General features: G+C 31.3%; 21 protein-coding genes. 6 read left to right on the forward strand and 15 right to left on the reverse strand.

Features of this window, described 5'->3' with window-relative positions; translation table 11 throughout:
• Window positions 1–2 precede the first annotated feature (2 nt).
• The 5 genes from WA327_RS10820 to aroC form a co-directional block, all read right to left on the reverse strand.
• Entirely contained in the window at window positions 3–833 is an 831-nt protein-coding gene (locus tag WA327_RS10820; protein WP_336069614.1) for an N-formylglutamate amidohydrolase, read from the reverse strand.
• Window positions 833–1,981: a sulfurtransferase gene (locus WA327_RS10825; RefSeq protein WP_336069616.1), complete on the reverse strand. Its 1,149-nt coding sequence runs from the start codon at window positions 1,979–1,981 to the stop codon at window positions 833–835. Before WA327_RS10825 ends, WA327_RS10820 begins: the two co-directional genes overlap by 1 nt.
• Before the next feature lie 9 nt (window positions 1,982–1,990).
• Complete coding sequence (gene gshB / locus WA327_RS10830; protein ID WP_336069618.1) at window positions 1,991–3,028, reverse strand: glutathione synthase; 1,038 nt, start codon at window positions 3,026–3,028, stop codon at window positions 1,991–1,993.
• Window positions 3,029–3,186: 158 nt separating this feature from the next.
• A complete protein-coding gene (locus WA327_RS10835; protein WP_336069620.1) occupies window positions 3,187–4,512 on the reverse strand; it encodes a dicarboxylate/amino acid:cation symporter in 1,326 nt (441 codons plus the stop codon).
• 78 nt (window positions 4,513–4,590) lie between these two features.
• Window positions 4,591–5,649, reverse strand: a complete 1,059-nt coding sequence (gene aroC / locus WA327_RS10840) for a chorismate synthase (RefSeq protein WP_336069622.1) — start codon at window positions 5,647–5,649, stop codon at window positions 4,591–4,593.
• Window positions 5,650–5,824: 175 nt separating this feature from the next.
• Here aroC and WA327_RS10845 point away from each other — a divergent pair, with 175 nt between their 5' ends.
• Entirely contained in the window at window positions 5,825–6,670 is an 846-nt protein-coding gene (locus tag WA327_RS10845; RefSeq protein ID WP_336069625.1) for a UDP-2,3-diacylglucosamine diphosphatase, read from the forward strand.
• A gap of 55 nt (window positions 6,671–6,725) precedes the next feature.
• Entirely contained in the window at window positions 6,726–7,562 is an 837-nt protein-coding gene (locus tag WA327_RS10850) for a hypothetical protein (RefSeq protein WP_336069627.1), read from the forward strand.
• On the opposite strand, the gene WA327_RS10855 is transcribed toward WA327_RS10850, so the two are convergent.
• On the reverse strand, window positions 7,554–10,448 hold the full coding sequence (locus WA327_RS10855; protein WP_336069629.1) for an FAD-binding and (Fe-S)-binding domain-containing protein: 2,895 nt from the start codon (window positions 10,446–10,448) through the stop codon (window positions 7,554–7,556). The genes WA327_RS10850 and WA327_RS10855 overlap by 9 nt on opposite strands.
• Window positions 10,449–10,581: 133 nt before the next feature.
• Here WA327_RS10855 and WA327_RS10860 point away from each other — a divergent pair, with 133 nt between their 5' ends.
• Window positions 10,582–11,070, forward strand: coding sequence for a hypothetical protein (locus tag WA327_RS10860; RefSeq protein ID WP_336069632.1), 489 nt, complete (start codon window positions 10,582–10,584; stop codon window positions 11,068–11,070).
• A 50-nt stretch (window positions 11,071–11,120) separates the two neighbouring features.
• Here WA327_RS10860 and bshA read toward each other — a convergent pair whose 3' ends face one another.
• From bshA to WA327_RS10890, 6 genes are all read right to left on the reverse strand, one after another.
• Entirely contained in the window at window positions 11,121–12,257 is a 1,137-nt protein-coding gene (bshA, locus tag WA327_RS10865) for an N-acetyl-alpha-D-glucosaminyl L-malate synthase BshA (protein ID WP_336069633.1), read from the reverse strand.
• Window positions 12,258–12,350: 93 nt separating this feature from the next.
• Window positions 12,351–15,272 carry a glycoside hydrolase family 3 N-terminal domain-containing protein gene (locus WA327_RS10870; protein ID WP_336069634.1) on the reverse strand — a complete coding sequence of 974 codons (2,922 nt, stop codon included), beginning with the start codon at window positions 15,270–15,272 and terminating at the stop codon, window positions 12,351–12,353.
• 126 nt (window positions 15,273–15,398) lie between these two features.
• A complete protein-coding gene (locus WA327_RS10875; RefSeq protein ID WP_336069636.1) occupies window positions 15,399–16,772 on the reverse strand; it encodes a DUF3570 domain-containing protein in 1,374 nt (457 codons plus the stop codon).
• A 15-nt stretch (window positions 16,773–16,787) separates the two neighbouring features.
• The gene (locus tag WA327_RS10880; RefSeq protein ID WP_336069638.1) at window positions 16,788–16,997 is read right to left on the reverse strand and encodes a DUF4266 domain-containing protein; all 210 of its coding nucleotides are present in this window, start codon (window positions 16,995–16,997) and stop codon (window positions 16,788–16,790) included.
• Window positions 16,998–17,001: 4 nt separating this feature from the next.
• A complete protein-coding gene (locus tag WA327_RS10885) occupies window positions 17,002–17,985 on the reverse strand; it encodes an FAD:protein FMN transferase (RefSeq protein ID WP_336069640.1) in 984 nt (327 codons plus the stop codon).
• Window positions 17,975–18,415, reverse strand: a complete 441-nt coding sequence (locus WA327_RS10890) for a thioredoxin family protein (RefSeq protein WP_336069642.1) — start codon at window positions 18,413–18,415, stop codon at window positions 17,975–17,977. Before WA327_RS10890 ends, WA327_RS10885 begins: the two co-directional genes overlap by 11 nt.
• A gap of 260 nt (window positions 18,416–18,675) precedes the next feature.
• On the opposite strand from WA327_RS10890, the gene WA327_RS10895 reads away from it, so the two are divergent.
• Genes WA327_RS10895 through WA327_RS10905 form a run of 3 tightly spaced genes read left to right on the forward strand, consistent with a single transcriptional unit; the run spans window position 18,676 to window position 22,462 of the window.
• A complete protein-coding gene (locus WA327_RS10895) occupies window positions 18,676–19,188 on the forward strand; it encodes an RNA polymerase sigma-70 factor (RefSeq protein WP_336069644.1) in 513 nt (170 codons plus the stop codon).
• 50 nt (window positions 19,189–19,238) lie between these two features.
• The gene (locus tag WA327_RS10900) at window positions 19,239–20,174 is read left to right on the forward strand and encodes a FecR family protein (RefSeq protein ID WP_336069645.1); all 936 of its coding nucleotides are present in this window, start codon (window positions 19,239–19,241) and stop codon (window positions 20,172–20,174) included.
• The gene (locus WA327_RS10905; protein WP_336069647.1) at window positions 20,174–22,462 is read left to right on the forward strand and encodes a TonB-dependent receptor; all 2,289 of its coding nucleotides are present in this window, start codon (window positions 20,174–20,176) and stop codon (window positions 22,460–22,462) included. The genes WA327_RS10900 and WA327_RS10905 overlap by 1 nt, the downstream gene beginning before the upstream one ends.
• Here WA327_RS10905 and serB read toward each other — a convergent pair whose 3' ends face one another.
• The 3 genes from serB to WA327_RS10920 form a co-directional block, all read right to left on the reverse strand.
• The gene (gene serB, locus WA327_RS10910; RefSeq protein WP_336069649.1) at window positions 22,463–23,686 is read right to left on the reverse strand and encodes a phosphoserine phosphatase SerB; all 1,224 of its coding nucleotides are present in this window, start codon (window positions 23,684–23,686) and stop codon (window positions 22,463–22,465) included.
• A gap of 15 nt (window positions 23,687–23,701) precedes the next feature.
• The gene (locus WA327_RS10915) at window positions 23,702–24,184 is read right to left on the reverse strand and encodes an ABC transporter ATPase (protein WP_336069651.1); all 483 of its coding nucleotides are present in this window, start codon (window positions 24,182–24,184) and stop codon (window positions 23,702–23,704) included.
• A gap of 217 nt (window positions 24,185–24,401) precedes the next feature.
• On the reverse strand, window positions 24,402–25,190 hold the full coding sequence (locus WA327_RS10920) for a (Fe-S)-binding protein (RefSeq protein WP_336069653.1): 789 nt from the start codon (window positions 25,188–25,190) through the stop codon (window positions 24,402–24,404).
• Window positions 25,191–25,194 lie beyond the last annotated feature (4 nt).

Here is a 25,194-nt window from a genome sequence, read left to right on the forward strand (position 1 = left end):
TTTTATTGTTTGTGTGTTTGGTAAAATGCGTTTGCATGAGTTACCAATCTAGTTTTTAGCTGCTCTTCTACTGCTGCAACAACTTCGGGATACATAATGTATTCATATTCATCGCAATAGACTTTAGCAATTTCGGTTGCCAAAACTAAGGTATTTTGAAAATTCTGAGTAATAAATTTTAAGAAATATCCATTACCTTGAAAGGTATCGTTGACTTTAGATGTACTTTTAATTCCGTTAGGTAAATCAAGCTCGCTTAGGCTTTGTCGCCAAGTTTCAACATCATTTCCAAAACGGTTGTTGTCTATATTCGAGGTGCCTAAATTCCAAGTTGGCACTTCTCTATCCCAACGTTTCCAGTTGTAGCTATGCATATCGTAAACCACGCAAACTCCAAATTTGGTTTCAATTTTATTAATTAAAGCGTGTACGACTTTGTAAAAGTTGTCGTGTTTTTGAAGTGATTTTTCTTTTTGAGCTTCTGGTAATGGGTTTTTCCATAATTGTTTGCCCCAAGCATCTGTGTAAATAGCGGTTTCTGGCGCACGATTTAAATCGTATTCAAAACGTGAATCCATTCCTGCAATGACTATTGGATGCGAAGTTACCATGTTTTTAGTTTCAGGATCTTCTTCGTACCAACGCTCATATTCGGTATGCAAGCAATTGCCCCAAAGTTCTTTTCTAAACTGATGTCCGTCGTGTACAGCACCACAAACGTAATGCACGTAACTGTCTATTTTTAAAGTGAAAGAATAGTCTTCTGCAACCGCATGAAAACAGTCTTCATTTTCAATTTTTGAAATGATCTGAGAAATACTAAGCCTTTCCACTATTTTAAAATCTTTTTTAGGTAGTTGTAAGCCTCTTTTTCCATGATATAAAAACCACCATCTGCAAACGCCATTAATTTAATATCTGCAAACAAATCTGCTAAATCATTACGATAATAATCATGAGTTTTTACAGCTTCGATAATATTTTGAATGCTTTGATAATCATTATCTTCTTCAAATTTTTCTTCAACACGTTTGTAGATAGTTTTATCTACTCTAGAAAGGATATATTCTTTTTCTTTTCGGGTTTCTTCTAAATCAGAATGCGCTATAAAAATTAAAATATAGGCTAATAACTCTTCTTTTGTCCATTGTTTTGGATCATTCATATGTCCTGTTGTTAAAGTTCCGTATTCTGTCCACGAACCATCGTAAACACTATTGTTATATGCTGAAATTGTTGCAGCTAAACTTAAAATTGAAGCCGTAATACCAGAGCCACAACTAAATACTAAATGTTGATTGTTGTCTGTTAAATCTTTAAAAATTGAAGCAATTTGTTCTTTTTGCAGAAATTTATGTCCGTTTAACACCTTTTGATACGGTAAATTAACCGAGTTTGGTATTTGTCCAGAACGTAAACCTTGTCTTGGTTCTGGCACGCGACACATAAAACGATCGTTAGATCGTGCATCGATAATTTTGAAATTTGGGTCTTTTTTAATAGCGTCTAAAGACTCAAAATACACCACGTTATTTGGATTGTATTTAGCGGTGAAATCACCTAAAGGATACTGTTTTTCTGATTTTAATTCAGTTGAAAATTGATGTGCATTCCATTCAGGAAAACCACCATCTAAAACAGCTACGTTATTATGACCAAAAGTTTTGAAAAGCCACCAAGCACGAGGACTAGAATACACGCCAATTTCATCATAAACAACAATGAAATCATCTTGATTTATGCCTAGTTTTTGAGTTTCGTTTTGAAATTGAATTTCTGAAGGAATTGTATTTGGGAATTCTGCAGAAACATCGCTAAACGCTTTTTTTATATCAAAAAAACGAGCGTTTGGGATTTGGTGTGTTTCTGTTTTAAAATCACCAGTAACTTTTGGTATCGTTGCATTTAAAACAACAATTTTAGGGTCATTAATATGATTTTTTAACCAATCTACAGAAACTATGTTATCAAAACCTTCCATAGCTAAATATTAAGCTTCGTCTACTCTTTTACGTAATCTAGAGCGTCTGTTAAAAGCTTCCAAATTATCTAACACTTTGCTTTCTAAGAAATCTATTACTTTTTCTTCAACTCTACGTTTGTTTTTGTAAACTTTGTTGATGTAAGTAATTCCTCCAGGTGACATCACATTGACTTCTACTAACTTACCGCCAATAACATCGATACCTACAAAATACAAACCATCTTTAACCAGTTTAGGTCCAATTTGTTTACATAATGCTTTTTCAGCTTTTGTTAGCGTATGTTTTTGTACACTTCCGCCAGCAGATACATTAGATCTGTGATCATCACTACCAGGTACACGTCTCATTGCGCCAACAGCTTCACCATTCAACATTAAAATTCTAACATCACCTTGATCGGCACCTTCAATATAATCTTGTAAAATCACATAGTTTGATGTGCCGTCTTTTCCGCTTATGTAAAAATCTAATAGAGAATTAATATTACTCATCGCAGACTTTTCAATTAAAATAACACCAGATCCACCAAAACCATTTAACGGTTTAAGAATCATTTTATCAGATTTACTATTTTTAATTTGTTCTATTAGGTATTTTTTATTCTTAGATACATGAGTATTTGGAATGATATTGCTGTGTGCATCACCAAAAGCAGCTGTGTATAATTTATTATTTGCTTCACGCATACCTTCTAAAGAATTGATGATAAACACATCATCTTTAACCGAATCTAAAAAGTTAAGCATGATTGGGTCAAGTGGCGGATTTGCTCTGAAGAAAATAGCATCAAAACCAGCAAGCGGAAGCATTTCTTCTCTTAGCTCTGCCTTTTTATAAAATGATTTTAATGACGTTGGCACTTTATCCATACGTCCTATTACGGTACAAAACGCACTAGTCACGCTATCTCTAATCGTTAAATTTGCTGGAGAACACATAGCAACACCATGGTTACGTTTAGCACATTCTTTAATAAGCGCTAGACTTGTGTCATTTTCTGGGTCTATTTGATCCCATGGATACATGATAAAGCAAACATTCATTTTTTAAGGTTTTTGGTTGGTTAGATGATTAAAATTATTAAAAAATATTAATGTTAAAAATAATTTGTGATAAATAAATTAGATACTATTAATTAAGTAGATCCTTCGACTTCGCTCAGGATAAGCGATTCACAAAGTTTATAAAACTTGTTCTCTGCTTATTTCACGTTTTCATAATTATCATCCCATTCTTTTGGATGTGGATCGTGCAACTTATCTAAAGACTTTGCTACTAGCATAGATACTGTTGCATCACCAGTTACATTAACTACGGTACGACACATATCTAAAGGTCTGTCTACTGCAAATATTAGTGCTAATCCAATTGGTAATAATTCTGCAGGAAAACCTATAGACTCTAAAACAATCACTAACATTACCATACCAGCACTAGGTACAGCTGCACTACCAATAGAGGCTAGTAAAGCTGTTAAAATAATAACGATTTGATTGGTAAAAGTTAGTCCTTCTGGCCAAATAACCTGCATGATAAATACTGCAGCAATACCTTGATATAAACTTGTTCCATCCATATTAACGGTAGCACCAACAGGTAATACAAATCCAGAAACTTCTTTATCTACGCCAAGATGCTCTTCTACGCGTTCCATTGTTACTGGTAATGTTGCGGCACTACTTGAGGTTGAAAATGCTAATAATTGCGCAGGACTAATTTGTTGTAAGAACCACATTGGCGATTTTTTGGTGTAAAAGCTAACTAATACTAAGTAAAAACAAATCATTAAAATTAAACCACCAACAACGCATAACGCATAGTATAAAAGTTTTAAAAGAATCTCAGTATCGTCAAAAGCAATGATAACGTTTGCCATTAATGCAAATACAGCATAAGGAGCAAACAGCATAATTAAATCGACCATTTTCATGATGACTTCGTTTAGCGAATCGAAAAAATCCACCATTGGTTTGGCTTTTTTCTCTCCAATCAGCAACAGACAAATACCTACAAAAAGTGCAAAAAATATGACTTGTAACATTGAAGCATCTGCAAAAGATTGAAATATATTACTAGGGAAAATATCTACTAATGGCTGCAATGGACCAGCATCTTTAGTGGCGTTGGCTTTGTTTAATTTATCGACAACACCAGCATCATTTTCATATTTCATTTTAATTTTTTCGATGGTGTCTTTTGGCATACCTGTACCTGGTTTTGCAATATTTACTATGCTTAAACCAATAACTATTGCAACTAAAGTTGTTGCGATATAAATACCAATAGTACGCAAGCCCATTTTTTTGATTTTTGAAATATCTTTTAAATCAGATACACCTTTAATCAATGATGCTAAAATCAAAGGAACTGCAATTAACTTTAAAAGATTAATAAAAATTTTTCCGAAAGGAGCTATCCAATGCGTTGTAAATAATTTTCCTCCATCAATAGTATTCATTATAAAACCGAAAACGATACCTATTACCATTCCTATAATAATCTTCCAGTGTAATGCTAGTTTTTTCATATGATATGTTTCACTCTTGCCTAAGCAATATTCTATTTAGTTAGTTTTTAAGGATTCCTGACTATTCAGGAATGACAATTAATATATTTTGTTAATTAAATAATAATCAGCTAAAACCAATGCAGCCATAGTTTCTACAATAGGTACGGCACGAGGTACAACACATGGATCGTGTCTTCCTTTACCTTGCATTTCAACTTCGTTTCCATCTTTATCAATGGTTATTTGGTCTTGCATAATCGTTGCTACAGGTTTAAAAGCAACTCTAAAATAAATATCCATACCGTTACTTATTCCTCCTTGGATACCACCAGAAAGATTGGTTTTTGTGCTTCCATCGATATTGAATTGGTCGTTATGTTCGCTACCTTTCATTTTAGCACCACAAAATCCGCTACCATACTCAAAACCTTTTACAGCGTTAATTGATAGCATCGCTTTACCTAATTCGGCATGTAATTTATCAAAAACAGGTTCTCCTAATCCGATAGGTACATTTTGAAGTACACAAGTAATGGTGCCGCCAATAGTATCACCTTCTTTACGGATTTCTTTGATTTTTTCAATCATTTTATCGGCATATTCAGCATCAGGACATCTTACAATATTGTCTTCAGTTTTTGAAAAATCTAAGCTTTGATAAGGTTTTTCAAGAAAAATATCACCTACGGAAGAAGTAAACGCATTAATCTTTATGTTTTTAAGCATTTGCTTTGCAATAGCACCAGCTACTACTCTACTTGCTGTTTCGCGTGCACTACTACGTCCGCCACCACGATAATCTCTAAAGCCATATTTTTTATCGTACACAAAATCGGCGTGACTTGGTCTATACGCGTCTTTAATATGCGAATAATCTTTAGATTTTTGATTGGCGTTTTCTATAACAAAACCTATTGGCGTGCCTGTTGTTTTACCTTCAAAAATACCTGAAAGAAATTTGACTTCGTCTGGTTCTTTACGTTGGGTAACAATCTTTGATTGACCAGGTTTACGACGATTCATTTCGTGCTGGATTGCTTCAAAATCTAATTCAATTCCTGGAGGACAACCATCTATAATTCCGCCAATTGCAGTTCCGTGTGACTCACCAAATGTGGTGATTTTAAATAAATTTCCGAAGCTATTTCCTGCCATAAACATTTAATTTACGCTAATGTAATCATAAAAAATGCCTAAACAAAACAGGTTTTATTTCAACTCAAAAAATTTGGTAATATTAACTTAACAATATGCTGATAATTAAATAATTGTCTATTCACGTTGTATTAACAATCAATACGAATATTTGTAGTGTCAAAAATCTATAGTATTGAAATTTAAAAGAAAAGTTGAAATTGTAGTCATATCTGATGTCCATCTTGGTACATATGGATGTCATGCTAAACAACTCCTTACCTATTTAAGCAGTATAGAACCTAAACATCTTATATTAAACGGTGACATTATTGACGTTTGGCAATTTAGCAAACGTTATTTTCCAAAATCACATATGCAGGTGATTAAAAAAATTGTGTCTTTTGCTGCAAAAGGAACAAAAGTAACCTACATAACAGGAAATCATGACGAAATGCTAAGAAAATTTACTGATACTGAAATAGGAAACATTGCAGTTGTTAACAAATTAGTTTTAGAATTAGACGATAAAAAAGCATGGATTTTTCATGGCGATGTGTTTGATGCCTCTATTCAAAATGCTAAATGGTTAGCTAAACTTGGTGGTTATGGATATGATCTTTTAATTTTAATAAATCGCTTTACTAACTGGGTTTTAGTAAACTTAGGAAAAGAGCGTTATTCTTTATCAAAACGTATAAAAAACAGTGTGAAATCTGCTGTTAAATACATTAGTAATTTTGAAAAAACAGCGACAGATTTAGCTATTGAAAACGGTTACGATTATGTAATTTGTGGTCATATTCATCAACCAAAAAATGAAATTGTAGAAACCAAAAAAGGAAAAACGCATTATCTAAATTCTGGTGATTGGGTAGAAAATTTTACCGCTTTAGAATATCAGTTTAAACGTTGGAAATTATACAAATACAGCGAAGATAAACTCTCTGCGTTTTATGCAGATGAAGATATAAAAGAAATGACAGAAGCCGAATTAATTGCAGCAATTACGGTAATGAAACCCTTTAAAACAAATAATTAGTAATATAATTTTTAGGTTTAATAAGTTTATTTTAACTTTGTGAAAAACAAATCTTATGAAATTTTTAAAACCTACGACTCTATTACTATTTTGTTTATTATTATGGAATTGCTCTGAAGATGACACTTCTTCTGAAGACACACCAAACGAAACTTTTACCGGAAACTTCTTTCCTCTAACGACTAATAATGAATGGAGATACGAAGTAAACAACACAGATAATGACACAAACACAACCGAAACTAATGAAGATGTTTTAACTGTTGAAAGTGAATCTTCTAACGGATTTACTTTAACAGCTAACAATGGTACAGTTGCATATGGTACCATGTCTAATATTTTAACAACTGGCGAATTAACGCGAACAGAAACCACGCTTGCAACTAACGGAAGTTTAAGTTTACCAATAGACGGTTTAGATTTTTCTATAGATTTTAATAATGCTTTGCTGTATGATACACAAGCAAGTTTAAATACAGAGTTATCTTCACAAACCGATAGCTTTACGCAGGATTTACAAGGTTTTCCAATTACAATAACTTACGAATTAACTAGTACACAATTAGAAAACTTAGATAATTTATCTGTGTTAAACACTAATTACGATACTGTAACTTCTGCTAACATTACTTTAAGATTATCTGTTAGTACAACAGTTACTGTTGGCGGATTTACACAAACATTAAGTTTAATAGATATGCAAGATGTTATGTCTGTGGATGCATTTTACGCAAAAAATGTAGGGCTTATAAGTGCAGATGCTCAAATAGGTTATACTTTAAACGCTAACACTTTAGCTCTTTTAGAATTAGCTGGTATAGAATTAACTAATTTACCAACAAGTATGTCTGTTACAAACACACAAAAGTTAACAACATACGCGTTACAATAAAGCCTCTTTTAATATAGAAATTGGATGGAATGCAGTTCGCTGTGTTCCATCTTTTATTTGATGCCTACAACTAGTACCATTAGCACTAATTACTGTGTTTTTGTCGGCTTTTCTTATAGCTGGAAATAAGGTTTGCTCGCCTATTTGCATACTTATATCAAAATGTTCTTTTTCGTACCCAAAACTTCCTGCCATTCCGCAACAACCACTTGGTATAATCGTGACTTTGTAATTTTTAGGTAGGTTTAAAACATTAAAACTATGTATTTGATTTGACAACGCTTTTTGATGGCAATGTCCATGAAATTTTATTGTTTTTTCTTTAAGAGTGAATTGATCTGAAGTGATATTCCCAATAGCAATTTGATTACTAATAAATTCTTCAATTAAAAAGGTGTGCTTAGCAATACGTTCTGCTGAAATTTTATCATCAACTAACTTTGGATATTCATCTTTAAACGTTAGAACTGCTGAAGGTTCGATACCTATTAACGGTGTGTTTTCAGTAATTAACTTTTTAAAAGTTTCAACATTTTTATCTGCTACGGTTTTTGCTTGATCTAATAATCCTTTGGATAAAAACGAACGACCAGATTCAGCGTGATTGATAATTTCTACTTGATAATTCAATGCTGTTAACACTGTTATTGCATCTTGACCTATTTGGCTATCTAATTGGTTAGTAAACTCATCATTAAACAAATATACTTTTTTTATTGAATTGTTTTCAATTAATTGATTTTTAGTGTTTTTATAATATTTATTTAAACTAACACTTGACAATAAAGGCAGACTTCTTTTAGACGCAATACCAAAACTTTTTTTGATTAATGAAGACGAAATTGTATTGGAAAACATAAAATTAGTGACTACTTTAAAGTGTCTTCCAAATTCATTTAATTGGTTGTTGTAAGCAAACAATTTTGTACGCCAACTAACGCCATTTTCTTTTTGATATTGGTATAAAAATTCTGCTTTTAAACTAGCAACATCTACACTACTTGGACATTCGCTAGCGCAAGCTTTACAGCTTAGACATAAATCAAATACATTTTTTAATTCTTTATGATTGAATTTGTTTTCTTTATCAGAAGTCGTTAAAAAATCACGTAAGGCATTGGCTCTAGCTCTTGTGGTGTCTTTTTCATTGCGAGTAGCTCGGTAACTTGGGCACATTGTACCACCAAATTCTGGCAATTTTCTACAATCTCCTGATCCATTACATTTTTCAGCTTCACGTAAAATACCTAAAGACTTAGAAAAATCAAGTTTGGTTTCAATGATAGGTTCTTCTCTATCTGGTTGATAGCGTAAGTTTTTATCCATTGGTAATGCATCTACAATTTTACCAGGATTAAAAATATTATCAGGATCAAAAGTGTACTTTATTTGCTTTAGTGTTTGGTAATTTTTGTTACCTATCATTAACTCGATAAACTCTGCACGTACAATACCATCACCATGTTCGCCACTAAAAGACCCATTATACTTTTTTACTAATTTGGCAACATCGGTTGTAATTTGCCTAAATAATTTAACATCTTCAGATTGCTTTAAATCTAAAATTGGACGTAAATGAAGCTCGCCAGCACCAGCATGCGCATAATACACTGCATTCTGGTTATAATGCTTCATCAAAGCAGTAAAATCATTAATGTAATTGGCTAAATCATCAATAGTTACAGCTGTATCTTCAATACAAGCAACCGCTTTTTTATCGCCAACAATATTACCCAACAAACCTAATCCGGCACTTCTTAAGTTATTAGCTTTATCAATATCGTCTTCAATTAATATTGGATTAGCATAACTTAAATTGTACTTTTCAATATCAATAATTAAAGCATTTGCTTGTTCTTTAGCATCGTTTAAAGTGTTTGCTCTAACTTCACACATTAAAATCGCCATAGGAACACCTTCAATAAAATATCTATTTTCTTGCTGTGTTTTGTTTGCTTTTGTGCAATCTAAAATGGTTTTATCCATCATTTCGCAATTAAACAAATCGTGCTGCATTGCAGGTTTTACTGCATTTAAACAATCTTCTATAGTTTTAAAATGCATGGCTACCATGACGCGATGTTTTGGCGGCAAAGCGTTTAATTGTAAAGTAATTTCGGTAGTAAAAGCTAATGTACCTTCGCTTCCTGATAATAATTTAGCGACGTTAATATCTTCTTTTTCTATTAATTCATCAATTGCGTAACCAGTGTTTCTTCTATGAATTTCAGGTTTTGGAAAGTTGTTTTTTATTTCGTTTACGGTTTCTTCTGAAGAAATAATTTCATCTAAAACCTTATAAATATTGGCTTCTAAGGTATTATTAGATTTTAATTGCTGAATTTCACTTTTAGTTTTTGTGTTAAAAACAGCTTCACTTCCATCACTTAAAATAGTTTTTAATTGAATAACCTTATTTCTTGTCACTCCATATTTAATAGACGTTGTCCCTGAAGAGTTATTGCCAACCATTCCACCAATCATACAGCGATTAGACGTAGATGTATTTGGACCAAAAAATAATCCAAAGGGTTTTAAATAGTTATTTAGTTGATCACGAACAACACCAGGTTGTACGGTAACTGTTTTATTATTTTTATCTAAACTTATTATATTATTGAAATGCTTTGAAACATCAACTACAATTCCGCTACCTACACATTGACCAGCAAGTGATGTACCTGCAGTACGCGGTATTAATGATGTTTTGTTGTTTTTAGCAAAATCTATAAGCTTTTTTATGTCATTTATTGTCTTTGGGTAAGCGACTGCAAGTGGTAAAATTCTATAAACTGATGCATCTGTAGCATATAACACCTTTAATAGTTGGTCAAAATGAAGTGATCCGTCTAAGTTTTTAGAAAGTGCTTGAAGCTTAGTGTTCATAAGAGTTAAGGTGTTTTTACTAAAAATCAAATTTAAGACATGTTAACTAATATTAACAACGATTTATGAACGAATTTTAACATTTGAAACGTTTTTATAATTAATTTTATACAAACCAAAACAATTAAAATTTATGAAAAATCTTATTATTACAACTGTTGCATTACTAGGTTTTGCAACTTTTACATTTGCCCAAGACATTTCTCCAAACGCAATTGGATTACGTTTAGGAGATAGTGATGGTTTTGGAGCAGAAATTTCTTATCAGAGAGCATTAGGAGATAACAATCGTTTAGAAGCTGACCTAGGTTTAAGAAGCGGAAGCAATTACGACGGATTTAAATTAGCTGCATTGTACCAATGGGTATGGAATATTGATGGTGGTTTTAACTGGTATGCAGGTGCTGGTGGAGGATTAGGTTCTTATAGTTTTGACAATGATATACCTGGTCTTGATGATGATAGCGAAACATTTTTATTTGTAGCTGGAGATATTGGTATTGAATATAATTTTGATATTCCGTTACAATTATCTTTAGATGCTAGACCTGAATTAGGATTTGGAGATTATAGAGATGATTTAGATTTTGACATCGCTTTAGGAATTAGATATAGATTCTAAACCAATTAAAATACAAATAAAAAGCCATCTAGATTAGATGGCTTTTTTTATTAATATACTTTACATTTATTAAGGGTTTCTTGATAAATAGCTTCATATTTTGGAACTATTTGATGTATATCAAAAGTTTTAGCTTGTGACTTAGCATTTTTCTTAAACTCCTTAAATCTACTTTCATCTTTTAATATATAAATCGCATTTTTGCTCATATCTTCAACATCTCCTACTTCACTTAAAAATCCAGAAAAACCTTCTTTATTAACTTCTGGTATTCCACCTGTATTACTTGAAATTACAGGAACACCTGACGCCATAGCTTCTAAAGCAGAAAGCCCAAAACTTTCGGTTTTACTTGGTAATAAAAATAAATCTGAAAAACATAGTATACGATCAATCTCGTTACTATTCCCAAAGAAAACTACTTTATCTGCAATACCTAATTCTTCACATAAACGTTCTGCAGGTTCGCGTTCTGGTCCTTCTCCAACCATCATTAATTTGGCTGGCATTTCTTTTTGAATATTATAAAACACTTTAATTACATCTGGTATACGTTTAACTTCACGCATATTACTAATGTGAGTTATAATTTTTTCATCTTCTGTTGCCATCATGGCACGTTGACAATCTGTAAAATCATGATTAAACCTAGAAATATCTATAAAGTTAGCAACTACATTTATTTCCTTTTTTATATTAAACAAACGCAGCGTATCTTCTTTTAAACTTTTAGAAACAGTTGTAACCGCATCAGATTTATTAATGCTAAATGTTACTGCTGGCTTGTAAAAAGGGTGATTACCAACCAGAGTAATATCTGTACCGTGCAAAGTTGTTACAATTGGCACATAAATACCTTCTTCTAATAACATTTTTTGCGCCATATATGCAGCATAGGCATGCGGAATAGCGTAATGTACATGAAGGACTTCAATTTTATGAAGCTTCACCATATCTACCAATTTGCTTGATAAAGCTAACTCATAAGGTTGATAATGAAATAATGGATATTCTGGAACATTTACTTCGTGAAAGTGCACATTATTACCCAATAACTCTAATCTTACAGGTTGATTATAGGTTATAAAGTGAATTTGGTGTCCGCGTTTTGAAAGCTCTAACCCTAATTCGGTTGCAACTACTCCACTACCACCAAAGGTTGGATAGCAAACTATGGCTATTTTCATTTGTTTGTTTAGTTTTAGATGAAAGTCTTAAAACTTTCAAATATTTAATTTAGTTGGTCAATATTTTAAATTGAAACTTACAAAACATTACGATTATTCTATAATTGCTTCATATATAGCTTCTTGTATATTGGTTCTTATGTTTTCTCTAAGCAACATATTTTTACCCATAGATGTTGGATAGGTTCTGTTTGCCATAAAGACGTAAACAATTTCTGTTTCAGGATCTGCCCAAGCATAAGTACCTGTAAATCCTGAATGACCAAAACTTGTCATACTTACACAACCGCAAGTTGGTCCAACATCACCTAATTGAGGTTTATCAAAACCAATACCACGACGGTTATCACTTTCACAAAAATAACAGGTATTAAATTTATCTAGCGTTTCACTTTTAAAATAACGCTTACCTCCGTAAAATCCTTTTTGTAAAAACAGCTGCATGATTTTTGCTATATCATTGGCATTACTAAAAATTCCTGCATGACCGCCAACGCCACCTTGCATTGCTGCGCCCATATCGTGTACATAACCTTGCACAGTTTGAAAACGGTAATAATCATCATTTTCTGAAGGAACAATATGTCTGTTACTAAATTTTTCTGAAGGATTGTAAGTTGTATAATTAGCACCTAAAGACTTGTAAAAATGGTCTTGAACAAGCTCGTCTAAAGGTTTGTCATAATGTTTTTCTATGTATTTTTTTAAGATATAATAAGGCAAATCACTGTATCTGTACCTTAATCTTGATAATAAATCTGTGTCTTTAATAATGCCGTTTATTGAGTCTTTATAATCATCACGCATGTACAAATCTGGCATAACTTTTACAGTAAAGCCTTTAGTTTTTTCCTTTCTGTAATATTTTAAAGACGGTTTTTTAGTAAGCGTGTCTAATGTTTTATAATAAAAAGGAATCCATGGTTTTAATTGCGCATAATGCGATAACATTCGCTTTAAAGTCACATTTTTTTTGTTTGAGTTTTTATACTCTGGTAATATTTCTGAAAGTTTTGTATCCAAACTTACAACACCTTGCTCCTCTAATTCCATTAATAATGGTAATGTAGCTACAATTTTAGTAAGAGAAGCTACATCATAAATATCATTAAACTTTACTTGTTCATCACCTTCATATGTATGTTTACCAAAGTTTTTATTGTAAATTACTTTACCGTGTCTAGCTACAATTAACTGAATACCAGGTGTCATTTTATCATTAACTGCATAATTAGCGATAGAATCTACCTTTTTTAAAGCTTCGCTTGACATACCAACGCGTTCTGGAATTGAGTAACCTAATCGTTCTAAACTATTAGTTTGAAAACCATCACCTACTGAGAAAAACTCTCCAGCAGAAACCGGCAATTTTCCTTTTGCAGGAATAGCACCAAAAATTAATTGAGCTGATTTTTGTTGTGCAATTTCACTATTTTGATAGCTTACGATAATGCTTTCAAAATTTGCAATGGTTTTTAAATCCATTAACGCATATGGTTTTGCAAATACGTCTAAAATCACATTGTTTGTCCTAGCAATTTCATATAGCCAAACTAGTTCTTTATCAGAAAAACTGTAAGATTTCCAAGGGTTGTCATTAGATTTATGAAAACCAACAATTACCGTATTATAGTTTTGAAGTTTTTTAATTAATTCGTCTAAATTATCATCAGAAATAATGTGAACGTCTGTATATTTTTTTAATTCATTGTAAAAAGCATCTCCAGAGTCGTCTCCCATTTTAACATAAGCTATTTTTTTAGTCTCTAAATGTCTAAATGGTAATTGTTTTGTCGAATCTTTAGCAATGGTAATGGCGTTTTCCATTAGTTTTTCATAAAGCACATCATCTTTGATTCGATTTAAATCACTTACCAAATTTTCAGTCGAAATTGGTTTATAATTATTCAAACCGACTTTATATTTAGCCATCAATATCTTTTTAACCGAATGCGCTAAGCGTTCTTCAGAAATTTGTCCATTTTGATATGCTACAGCAATTTTATTGATGCCTTTTGGGACATCTTCAGAGATTAACATCACGTCATTACCAGCCATAAAAGCAGCTAAATCTATATCACCAGGCGAACTAAAATTAGCAGCGCCTTTCATATTTAAAGCATCGGTAAAAATAAGCCCTTTAAAACCTAATCGTTCTTTTAAAATATTAGTCACAATATTCTCTGAAATTGAAGACGGATAGCCATCTCTAGGCTCTAAACTTGGTATATTTAAATGCGCAACCATCACACTAGATAAACCTTCTTTTATCAAAGTTTTATAAGGATACAACTCAATAGAATCTATTCGTTTTGCTGAAAAATCTACTGTTGGTAAGGTTTTATGTGAATCTGAAGACGTATCTCCATGACCAGGAAAATGCTTTGCATTAGCGAAAACACCAGCACTTTGCATACCTTTCATAAAAGCTAAAGCTTTTTCGGTGACGTTATCTCTGTCTTCTCCAAAAGAACGATTACCAATAATTGGGTTATTTGGATTGGTATTAATATCTACAACTGGAGCAAAATTAAAATGAACGCCTAGACGTTTACAATGCTCGCCAAGTTGTCTTCCTGTTTGCTCAATTAACTCATTGTTTTTTACAGCACCAAGCGTCATATTCCAAGGAAAAGAATACGTTGAGTCTAATCGCATACTCAATCCCCATTCTGCATCCATACCAATCAATAATGGCGTTGGTGAAGCCGCTTGTAATTGATTGTTTAACCGAGCTTGTCTAACTGGTCCGCCTTTACTATAGATAATTCCGCCAATTTTATTGTCTTCAATAAGTTTTAAAACATCATCTTTAGTTGGTCCATCTCCGTTAGAAAATACTTGAACCATGTATAATTGACCAATCTTTTCGTTTAATGATAAGCTGTTATAAACACTATCTACCCATTGTTGTTGAGCTTCTATATCTTTAGTTAATAAAGGATTATCTGTAGTTTGGGCAATAGATAAACTTGAAACAAATAAAAATATATAGAGGAAAAATAATTTACGCATAAAATTGAGTTGTCTGTTCTTATTATATTCAACTAAAAACTATGCCAAATTAGTATAATTTAAAGGATAAAAAAAAGACTTTATAATAGATTTATAAAGCCTTTATAAACAATTAAGAGTTTTTAACTAATCTTGAAGAAATTTAAAACCTACTCCTATAAAATTAGCAGACAAACCTGTATTACGTTTGTAGTTATTGTATTTTAAGTCTATACTTTTCAAACCAAATTTCCAGATATGTGCTTTGGTAAAAATATCTGTGTAACTAATGCCAAAACCTATCTGTGTTGCATTAAACTTTGACAAATCATAATCTGAAGTATAATATTGTTCTGTTGATAGGTGTTGATCAAAAGGTGCAAAATAATCTGCTGCTGTTTGATCATAATACCTAAATGATGGATATAAGGTAAACTTTTGAGATACTTTAATTGGTAGTTCTATACTTGCTGTATTGGACTTTATTCCCCAATCATCAAAGTAATATCTATAATAGGTTCTTACTGTAAAAATTTCATTTAAATAATAATTAAACCTAATACCAAACGGAATTTTTGTTCTGCTTGATGGCAATCTTTCAATATCATCTGCTAACATAAATACATCTGTGTTTGATGGCGATGTATAATTAGGAATACTTGATGCATTACCAATATAATAATTGGCTACGTCCCCAAAATATACACGTTGTAATGGATTAGCCAACCAACCTTCTTGCCTTACAACATCTACAAAAAATGAAAATTGCGCATTTTTATTAAGAATTTGAGATACGCTTAATGATATAGAATAAGAGTTTCTGCCTTTATCTTTAATAGAACTATAATTTGTAGGATTCCATGCGGTTGTAGGTGTTCCGTTTTGATCTATTATTGTAACACCGCTAAAGAAACCTTGGTTAAAATTACCATTAACTTCTTCAAAAGATTTTAATTCTGTTGGATAGATAGGATTCCAAGTGTCAATATATACTTTTCCGCTTATGCCTAAAGTTGTGTTTTTTTCATTAAATAGTTTTGTTAATCCGCCACCAAATCCAGCAGAAACATAATCATATTCTGCAGCAAAAGAAACATCTGCATTCCAAATAGTGTTTCTATCATCAGAACTATGAGAATAATCGGCGTTAATGCTTGTCCAAGTATCTGATCCTGATGCACCAGAAGAAGCAACCCAAGGACTTAAGGAGTTAGATTTATCAAATGGGTTACCGTTACTAGAAGAAGCAGATGTATACGCAGATATACCAGCATCTACAGTTAAAACATCATCATCATTTAAAGGAATGCTAACTACAATTGTACCTGTAACATCAGATAATTCTTCTGTACCAATTCCACCAGTAACCGATGCATTATTACCATCTTGAGAATAATAAGTACTTAAAAAATCTACTTCTGTAGTTTCTAATACTCTTTTTTTATATACTTGCGTTGAGTCTTGTTGCGCATACATACAAGTAAACGCCAATAGAAATAATATAAAAAGACTGTTTTTCATTATAAATTTTTAATGTTAATTACATCCACATCCACCACCAGATTTACCTCCGTTTGCACCAGAAGCACCTTCGCGATAGACTTGATAGCTTATTTCAAAACGATCTATTTTTTTCTGACTTAATGCCATATCTGGATCATTGATATTTACTTTTTCGTATTCTTTAACAGCTGTGCAAGAGGTTAATCCTAACAATACAACAGCGACAATCAGCAGCTTTTTCATCTATTTAGTTTTGTGTATTTAATTGAATATTATTTGAGGTAATTATTTTATTGTTTTCATCAATAATGATGCACTCTACACCATTTAACTGATTTATAAAATCTAAGCCCGTATCTTTTCCCATTACAAAAACAGATGTTGCTAAAGCATCTGCTAACTCTGCTGTTTTTGTAAAAATGCTAACGCTTAAAACACCAGTAGCAGGATAACCTGTTCTTGGGTCTATGATGTGCGTGTATAGTTTATCATTAAATCTTACATACTTTTCATAATTTCCTGAAGTCACAACAGCTCTATTTTTTACAGGAAACCAAGAAAATACTTTGCTTTTGTTTAGAGGATTAACAATAGCAACCATCCAATCGTTTCCGTTAGGTTGTGTTCCCCAAGTATTTAAATCTCCAGACGCGTTTATAATACCTGCTGTTACACCGTTTTTTATCAATAGTGCTTTAGCTTTATCTGCTGCATAGCCTTTACCTATGGCGCCAAAGCCAATTTTCATCCCTTTTAATTTCAGGTAAACTGTTTGTTTTTCCTTATTTAAAATGATGTTCTCATAACCAACTTTTTCAACTGATTTTTTAATATCTTCTTCACTAGGCATTTTAGTCATTGAACCGTCAAACTTCCATATTTTATCCATAGATGCGTAGCTAATATCAAAAGCACCATTTGTTAATTTTGATAGTTTTATTGCTCGTTCTATTAAATCAAAAAGTTCTTGATCTACTTTTACGGGTTTAATCCCAGAATTTTGATTAATTAAAGACGTTTGAGAATTGCTATCCCAAGAAGAAATAAGTGTTTCAATTCTTTTAATTTCTGAAATAGCAGAATTGATATGCTTAAAACCTTCGGTAGAATCTTTTGCAACAACAGTAATTTCAAAGCTACTTCCCATTAGGATTAGCTTTTTATTAAACACATTTTGAGAATGTGCAAATACTGTAACTAAAAGAAATAATATGCTAAGTTTATTTTTCAAAAGCTGTTAATTTTTTAAAGTAATCTTCTGGTGTTGATTTTTCATACCCTAAGCTTCCTAACACTTTCCCTTCTGGTGAAAGCACAACTACATAAGGAAAATATCCGTTTGGGTTATATTTTTCGGCTAACTTGGCATTATGAGCTGTTTGCGAATCTGAAAGTTGATTTTTTTTACGTTTAGGAAAATCTGCTTGAAGCATTACAAAATGATGTTTTGCTAAATCTTGAAACTTTGCTGTGCTCCAAATTTCTTTATCTAATTTAATGCATGGTGCACACCAATCTGATCCTTGAAACACCAAAACAATGTTATGATTTCCTTTTTTTGCTAATGCTTTTGCAGTATCTATATTAGTTTGCCAATCTTGAGCAAATGCACTAAAAGAAAGCAACATTGTTATTATGATTAAAAATTTTAACTTATTCATTTGTCTGTTTTTTTATTATACAACTCAATATTAAATAACCCTACCCTAATATGTTTTCAACAAAAAGCCTCAATAAAAATTGAGACTTTATGCTATTAATCAATAAATGTGTAATGGAGAATTAAATGAAAACAAATACCATTACAGAAAACCAAATTTTTGAATATACTGTTTATACAATCTATCTTTAAATTACCCTACCCCAATTATTAAATATTTTTTACATAGCTTTGAAAGGTCTATAAACACTGACTTTATTTATGGCAGAAAAATCAAAAAACGTTTGTGAAGAAGATGTTTTTAATCACGTTTTTAATACTTACATCAAAGACGTAAGACGTTTTATATACTCTAAAACTAGAGATTTAGAACTTGCAGAAGATATTGTGCAAGATGCCTTTGTTAAAATTTGGGAAAATTGTGAAACAGTTATTTTTGCCAAGGTTAAAAACTTCTTATTTACCATTGCCAACAATTTATTTTTAAACATTACAAAGCATAATAAAGTAAAGCATAATTATATACAAAACAACACTAATACAAGTACAAATCAATCTCCAGAATTCCTTTTACTAGAAGAAGAGTTTTTACACAAACTAGAGCAAACTATTGCAAGTTTACCAGAAACGCAACGCGAAGTTTTTCTTTTAAGTAGAATAGAAAAAATGAAATATAAAGATATCGCAACACAATTAGGCATCTCTCTAAAAGCAGTAGAAAAGCGCATGCACAAAGCTTTAATTATAATGCGAGAAGAAATTGGTGATATCTAAAAGTAGGGTTTTTTATTATTTAATTGTACTTAAGTTGAAAGGCTAAACATATGACTGCTAAAAACGAAAATATAGAAGATACGTTTCTTGCAAAATGGATTGCAGACGAACTTTCTGATACTGAATTTAAACAATTAGTATCAGAAGCAGATTATTTGGCTTATCAAAAAATCAAAGAAGGTATAAACGTATATCAACATATTGAAACAGCAGATAATGATTTCACTTTAAAACAAGTCAAAAAGAAAATTTCATCTATTAATACTAAAAAGAAATCGCCTAAAGTTATTTCAATTTACTATAAAGCAGCTATAGCTGTTGCTGCATCTTTGATTCTTTTATTTGGATTAAACAACTTCTTTTTTAATGATGTAATAAACTCTACAAACTTTGGAGAACAGCAAACCATTACGTTATTAGATGGCTCTGAAGTTATTTTAAATGCAAAATCTTCACTTACTTACAATAAAAAGAATTGGGCAACTAATCGTGAAGTCACTTTAGAAGGAGAAGGCTTTTTTAAAGTAAAAAAAGGAAGTACGTTTACAGTTAACACAACCAATGGTAGTGTTACTGTTTTAGGCACGCAATTTAATGTTTTAAATAATTCTAACTTTTTTGAAACAACTTGCTATCAAGGTAAAGTAAGTGTTGTAAGTGATGAACAAAAGTTTGTTTTAACACCAACCATGCGTGTTACGAATAACAATGGAATAATTACAAGCTCGACCATACAACCTAACCAAAACCCAACTTGGATTGATGGCATAAGTAGCTTTAAAGCAGTACCTTTAAAACAAGTAATATTGGCATTAGAAAAACAATTTAATATTTCTTTTAAACCTTATGATATTGATGATTCTGTTATCTTTACAGGTAGTTTTGACAACAAAAACTTAAAGTCAGCTTTGGCTTCTGTTTTTGAAACTGTTCAAATAAATTATACTGTAAAAAACAATATTGTAACGTTAGAAAGACAGCCTTAATGCCTACCAGATTTTGTTTATTCTTTTTCTTTTTAAGTAGTTTTGCTTTTTCTCAAAATAAAGCTACTTTTTCGTTTTCTGATATTCAGGTTACAGAAGCTATATCTGTCATAGAGACAAATTATGATGTAAAAATTTCTTACGTTAATAAACTTGTTGAAGGTAAAATAATTTCGTTTGAATCTAAAGAAAGAACCTTGCAGGAGAGCTTGACAGAATTAAGCGAAAAATCTCAAATTTCATTCAAAATAATAGACAATACTTTTATTGTTTTAAATGAAAAAGAGCCTGAAAAAACCTTGTCAGAACAAACATTAGACGAAATTATTATTACAGAATATCTAACAAAAGGAATCTCTAAAAAATTAGACGCCTCTTTTAACTTAAAACCCAAACAACTTGGTGTCTTACCAGGTTTAATAGATGCAGATATTTTAGAAAGTATTCAAGAATTACCTGGTGTGATTAGTCCAAATGAAACCGCAAGTGGTTTAAATATTAGAGGTGGATCTTCTGATGAGAATTTGCTGTTATGGGACAATATTAATATTTATCACAACGGACATTTATTTGGTATGATTTCTCCGTTTAACCCTAATATCACCCAGAACATTCAGTTTTATAATAAAGGGACAAACCCTAGATTTGGCGAGCGTTTATCTGGTGTTATTGATATTTCTACCAACAATAATGTAATAGAAAAAACAAACGTTGGCATTGGTTTAAATGGAATTAGTGTAGATGGTTTTTTAGAAACACCAATTATAAAAAATAAATTAAGTATTCTATTATCTTATCGCAGATCTTACGAAGGTTTTTTTGAGACTAATAGCTTTCAAAAAATGGAAGACAAAGTATTTCAAAACTCTTCTATTTTAGACGAAGGTAACTCAGAAGAAGATTTTTATTTTAAAGACTATAATCTAAAATTAAACTATCAAATCAATAAAAATCATCGTCTTAATTTCAGTTATATAAGTATAGATAATGATTTGACACATCAATTGGATAACGTACAAAACAATCAAAGTTTTATAGATTTTTTAGATATTGAAAATAAAGGGTTTAGTCTTAATTGGAAAGCTTATTGGAATGATCATATTATCCAAAGCACAAGTGTTAACACTTCAAATTATTCGCTTAATTATAACTTTACTTCATACCAAAATACTTTAGAAAATTTAAACAGAGAAAAGTATAATGAAGTTGAAGATTATAATTTTTTAACCGAATTTGAAATTCGTCTTGAAAATTCAAATAAGGTCGATTTAGGTGTTCAGATTTCAGAAAAAGAAGCCAGTTATATATTTAAAGAAACTAATGAGAATAATGCTTTGCAACTGGACTATTCTAAGGTTAATACATATTCTCTTTTTACAAATTACACTAACAGAACTTCTAAAATTATATTTTACAACTTAGGTTTTAGGGTTAACTACTACTCTATTTTAGATGAAATTAGATTAGAACCAAGAATTATTTTAACTAAAGATTTGACCAAAACACTAAAACTTCAAGCTACTGCCGAAGTTAAAAACCAAGCTATTTATCAAATTAATGAAAGTGTTTTAAGTGATTCTTCTTTAGAGAATAAACTATGGAGAATTGCAGATAAAAATAATGCTCCGATACTTAATAGCAAGCAAATAAGCTTAGGTACCATTTATAAAAATAATAATTGGGACTTAGATTTTGACTTTTATTATAAACAAATAAAAGGTGTTAGTGCATTTACGCAAGGTTTATTTGAAAATATTGATGATGAAGTATTTAACGGTAGAAAACGAATTTTAGGGTTTGATCTATTCGCTAAAAAAAGCTTTAATAAAATTAATGCTTGGGCAAGTTATTCTTTATCCGAAATTGATAACAAATTTGAAGGTATTAACAACAATAATTATTTCACTGCTAGAAACGAAATAAGAAATGCTTTGTCAACATCTGTTGCTTATAAAACAGATAAAATACAAATAGCTTTAGGCTGGAAATGGCACAATGGTAAACCTTTTACAAATTTTACTACTTCTAATAATACTATTGAATTTGATAAAATTAATAACAGAAAACTACCTAATTATCATCGGTTAGATTTATCTGCATTTTACAACTTTAGCTTAGCAAAAGATACTGATGCTAAAGGAAAAATTGGCTTTTCTATTAGAAACTTATACAATAAAAAGAATTTGCTAAGTAGAGAATATGTTGTTGGAGAAAACAACACTTTAGTAGAGTTTGATTATTACTCTATTGGGTTTATGCCAAACTTTTTACTTAGATTTAATTGGTAATTAATCTACCAAATCTATATGTCTGTCATGATAACCTAGCAAGTACAAAACACCATCTAATCCAATACTAGAGATTGAACTTTGCGCATTGTTTTTAACCTTTGGTTTTGCATGAAAAGCAATACCTAAACCAGCTAAATTTAGCATTGGCAAATCGTTAGCACCATCACCAACTGCAATGGTTTGATTGATATGAATGCCTTCTTTTTTAGCTATTTCTTTAAGGTATTCTGCTTTTTTATTACCGTCTACAATTTCTCCAATATAACCACCAGTTAAAGCGCCATTTTTAATTTCTAATTGATTAGCATATACATAATCAATTCCTAATTTTTCTTGCAAATAGTAACCAAAATAAGTAAATCCACCAGATAGAATAGCTGTTTTAAATCCGTAGCTTTTTAAAGTATCAATTAATCGTTTAGCGCCTTTAGTTATTGGTAAATTTTCTGCAACGTTTTTTAAAACATCTTCACTTAACCCTTCTAACAATATCATGCGACGTTTAAAACTTTGGTTAAAATCTATTTCGCCTTGCATTGCAGACTCTGTAATAGCTTTTACTTCTGCTCCAACACCTGCAAGTTCTGCTAATTCATCAATTACTTCGGTTTGTATTAATGTAGAATCCATATCAAAACACACTAAACGTCTGTTACGACGATAAATATTGTCTTCTTGAAATGCAATATCTACATCTAAATCGTGAGAGATTTGCATGAATTTTTCTGTAAATTCAGCTTTATTATCAATTTTTCCTCTAATAGATAATTGAATTGACGCACGAGGATATTCGTCTTTTTTAATTAATGACGTACGACCTGTTAACCTTTTTATCGCATCAATATTTAGGTTTTTATTAGAAATAACTTGAGTAACTTTTGAAATTTGCTCTGCAGTTAAACGTTCTCCTAAAATTGTAATAATATATCTATCTTTTCCTTGAAGGTTAACCCAGTTTTCATATTTTTCTAATGAAATAGGTGTAAATTTTGCTTTAACACCTAGCTCGTAAGCCTTAAAAAGTAAGTCTTTTAAAACCGCCGATGATTTGTCTCCTTTTTCAATTTCAAATAAAAAACCTAAGGATAATGTGTCGTGTATATTTGCTTGTCCAATATCTAAAATTTTGGCACCATAAAGCGATAATACATTTGTTAAACTTGAAGTTAATCCTGGTTTGTCTTGTCCTGAAATGTTAAGCAGAAAAATATCGTTGGTCATCTGGTTATTTTGTAGTTAGAAAAATCTGCTGTGCCAGCTATCTTCTGCCGGAACTTCCCAATTTTCATTAAGTTCTTCAATATTGGTCACTAAGTTGTTAAAAACAATGGTATTTTTAGATACTGCTTTATCCTTTACCATCTTTTTAAAATCTAAAAGTGTTTTATGAGCAACAAATTGACCTTGCTTGTAAGATACATTCATTTTATCCATTAAATCTACATTATAATCTTGCTCTAATTGTTGGATAAATCTTACTGAGGCATCAATACTACAACCTGTTGCAGATTGTGATGTTTGGTCTACTGCTAATATGATAAAGCGTTTATATCTAATATCATAACCTGCATTTAGATCTGTACCGTGAGCAGTCCAATTGGTGATAAATGTATCTAGTTTTTGTTTGATTTCTGTAAGTTCTTCATCAGAAAAACTTCTATTGGCTTGGTATATCCAAACTCTTGAATGTTCTGGTAGCGTGTTAAAATCTACTAACATTAATCTAAATTTTTGTTTTTGTTATTGGGTTTTCGTTTTGCCATAAAAATGCCAAAAATCCAAAATAAGAAAAAGCTAATTGTTGTATATAAGCTATTAAATGGCATATCTCTTAAATAGTTTATAAAAGTAACTATCAAGGTTCCTATAATAGCCATAATAAAACCCGTAATAACTCTTTGCTTAAGTGGTAGTTTTTGTTGGTCCTCCAAAACGATTAATCTTGTGTGTTAGCAATTAGTTCTGCAATATCCATAACGTCAATATCAGATTCTTTTTCTTTGGCTTTAACACCATCGGTCATCATTGTATTACAAAATGGACATGCTGTGATAATTACTTTTGGATCAGTTTCTAAAGCGTCTTCTGTTCTTAAAACGTTAATGTCTTTATCACCTTTTTCCGGTTCTTTAAACATTTGTGCGCCACCAGCACCACAACATAAAGAGTGACGTTGGTTACGTTTCATTTCTTTAAAATCTACGCCTAATGTTTGGATTAATTCTCTTGGTGCTTCAAAAACTTCGTTAGCACGACCTAAGTAGCAAGGATCATGAAAAGTGACTTTTTTACCTTTAAATTGAGAATCTTTTACTTTTAATTTTCCTTGAGATATTAGTTGCGTTAAAAATTCGGTATGATGAAACACCTCATAATTACCACCTAGTCCAGGATATTCATTCTTTATGGTATTATAGTCATGAGGATCTGTAGTGATGATTTTTTTTACTTCATACATATTCATCACCTCAATATTAGTCACTGCTTGCATCTGAAATAAAAACTCGTTACCAGCTCTTTTTGCAGCATCGCCAGAGTCTGACTCTTCTGTTCCTAAAACAGCAAAATCAACATTAGCTTTATTTAATAATTTTACAAATGCTTTGGTTATTTTTTTTGCTCTATCATCAAAAGCACCTGCAGAACCTACCCAAAATAGATATTCTGGTGTCTTACCTTCTGCCATCATTTGTTCCATTGTTGGCACATTTAATTGCTCGCTCATACTG

Origin of the sequence: Mesoflavibacter sp. CH_XMU1404-2 (assembly GCF_037029465.1) — a bacterium.
Lineage (GTDB): Bacteria > Bacteroidota > Bacteroidia > Flavobacteriales > Flavobacteriaceae > Mesoflavibacter.

What these genes read in the sequence shown, in the direction of transcription:
- WA327_RS10825 (WP_336069616.1), bottom strand. Translation starts at nt 1,981, where the DNA reads ATGGAAGGTTTTGATAACATAGTTTCTGTAGATTGGTTAAAAAATCAT.
- gshB (WP_336069618.1), bottom strand. Translation starts at nt 3,028, where the DNA reads ATGAATGTTTGCTTTATCATGTATCCATGGGATCAAATAGACCCAGAA.
- WA327_RS10835 (WP_336069620.1), bottom strand. Translation starts at nt 4,512, where the DNA reads ATGAAAAAACTAGCATTACACTGGAAGATTATTATAGGAATGGTAATA.
- aroC (WP_336069622.1), bottom strand. Translation starts at nt 5,649, where the DNA reads ATGGCAGGAAATAGCTTCGGAAATTTATTTAAAATCACCACATTTGGT.
- WA327_RS10850 (WP_336069627.1), top strand. Translation starts at nt 6,726, where the DNA reads ATGAAATTTTTAAAACCTACGACTCTATTACTATTTTGTTTATTATTA.
- WA327_RS10855 (WP_336069629.1), bottom strand. Translation starts at nt 10,448, where the DNA reads ATGAACACTAAGCTTCAAGCACTTTCTAAAAACTTAGACGGATCACTT.
- WA327_RS10860 (WP_336069632.1), top strand. Translation starts at nt 10,582, where the DNA reads ATGAAAAATCTTATTATTACAACTGTTGCATTACTAGGTTTTGCAACT.
- bshA (WP_336069633.1), bottom strand. Translation starts at nt 12,257, where the DNA reads ATGAAAATAGCCATAGTTTGCTATCCAACCTTTGGTGGTAGTGGAGTA.
- WA327_RS10870 (WP_336069634.1), bottom strand. Translation starts at nt 15,272, where the DNA reads ATGCGTAAATTATTTTTCCTCTATATATTTTTATTTGTTTCAAGTTTA.
- WA327_RS10875 (WP_336069636.1), bottom strand. Translation starts at nt 16,772, where the DNA reads ATGAAAAACAGTCTTTTTATATTATTTCTATTGGCGTTTACTTGTATG.
- WA327_RS10880 (WP_336069638.1), bottom strand. Translation starts at nt 16,997, where the DNA reads ATGAAAAAGCTGCTGATTGTCGCTGTTGTATTGTTAGGATTAACCTCT.
- WA327_RS10890 (WP_336069642.1), bottom strand. Translation starts at nt 18,415, where the DNA reads ATGAATAAGTTAAAATTTTTAATCATAATAACAATGTTGCTTTCTTTT.
- WA327_RS10895 (WP_336069644.1), top strand. Translation starts at nt 18,676, where the DNA reads ATGGCAGAAAAATCAAAAAACGTTTGTGAAGAAGATGTTTTTAATCAC.
- WA327_RS10900 (WP_336069645.1), top strand. Translation starts at nt 19,239, where the DNA reads ATGACTGCTAAAAACGAAAATATAGAAGATACGTTTCTTGCAAAATGG.
- WA327_RS10905 (WP_336069647.1), top strand. Translation starts at nt 20,174, where the DNA reads ATGCCTACCAGATTTTGTTTATTCTTTTTCTTTTTAAGTAGTTTTGCT.
- serB (WP_336069649.1), bottom strand. Translation starts at nt 23,686, where the DNA reads ATGACCAACGATATTTTTCTGCTTAACATTTCAGGACAAGACAAACCA.
- WA327_RS10915 (WP_336069651.1), bottom strand. Translation starts at nt 24,184, where the DNA reads ATGTTAGTAGATTTTAACACGCTACCAGAACATTCAAGAGTTTGGATA.
- WA327_RS10920 (WP_336069653.1), bottom strand. Translation starts at nt 25,190, where the DNA reads ATGAGCGAGCAATTAAATGTGCCAACAATGGAACAAATGATGGCAGAA.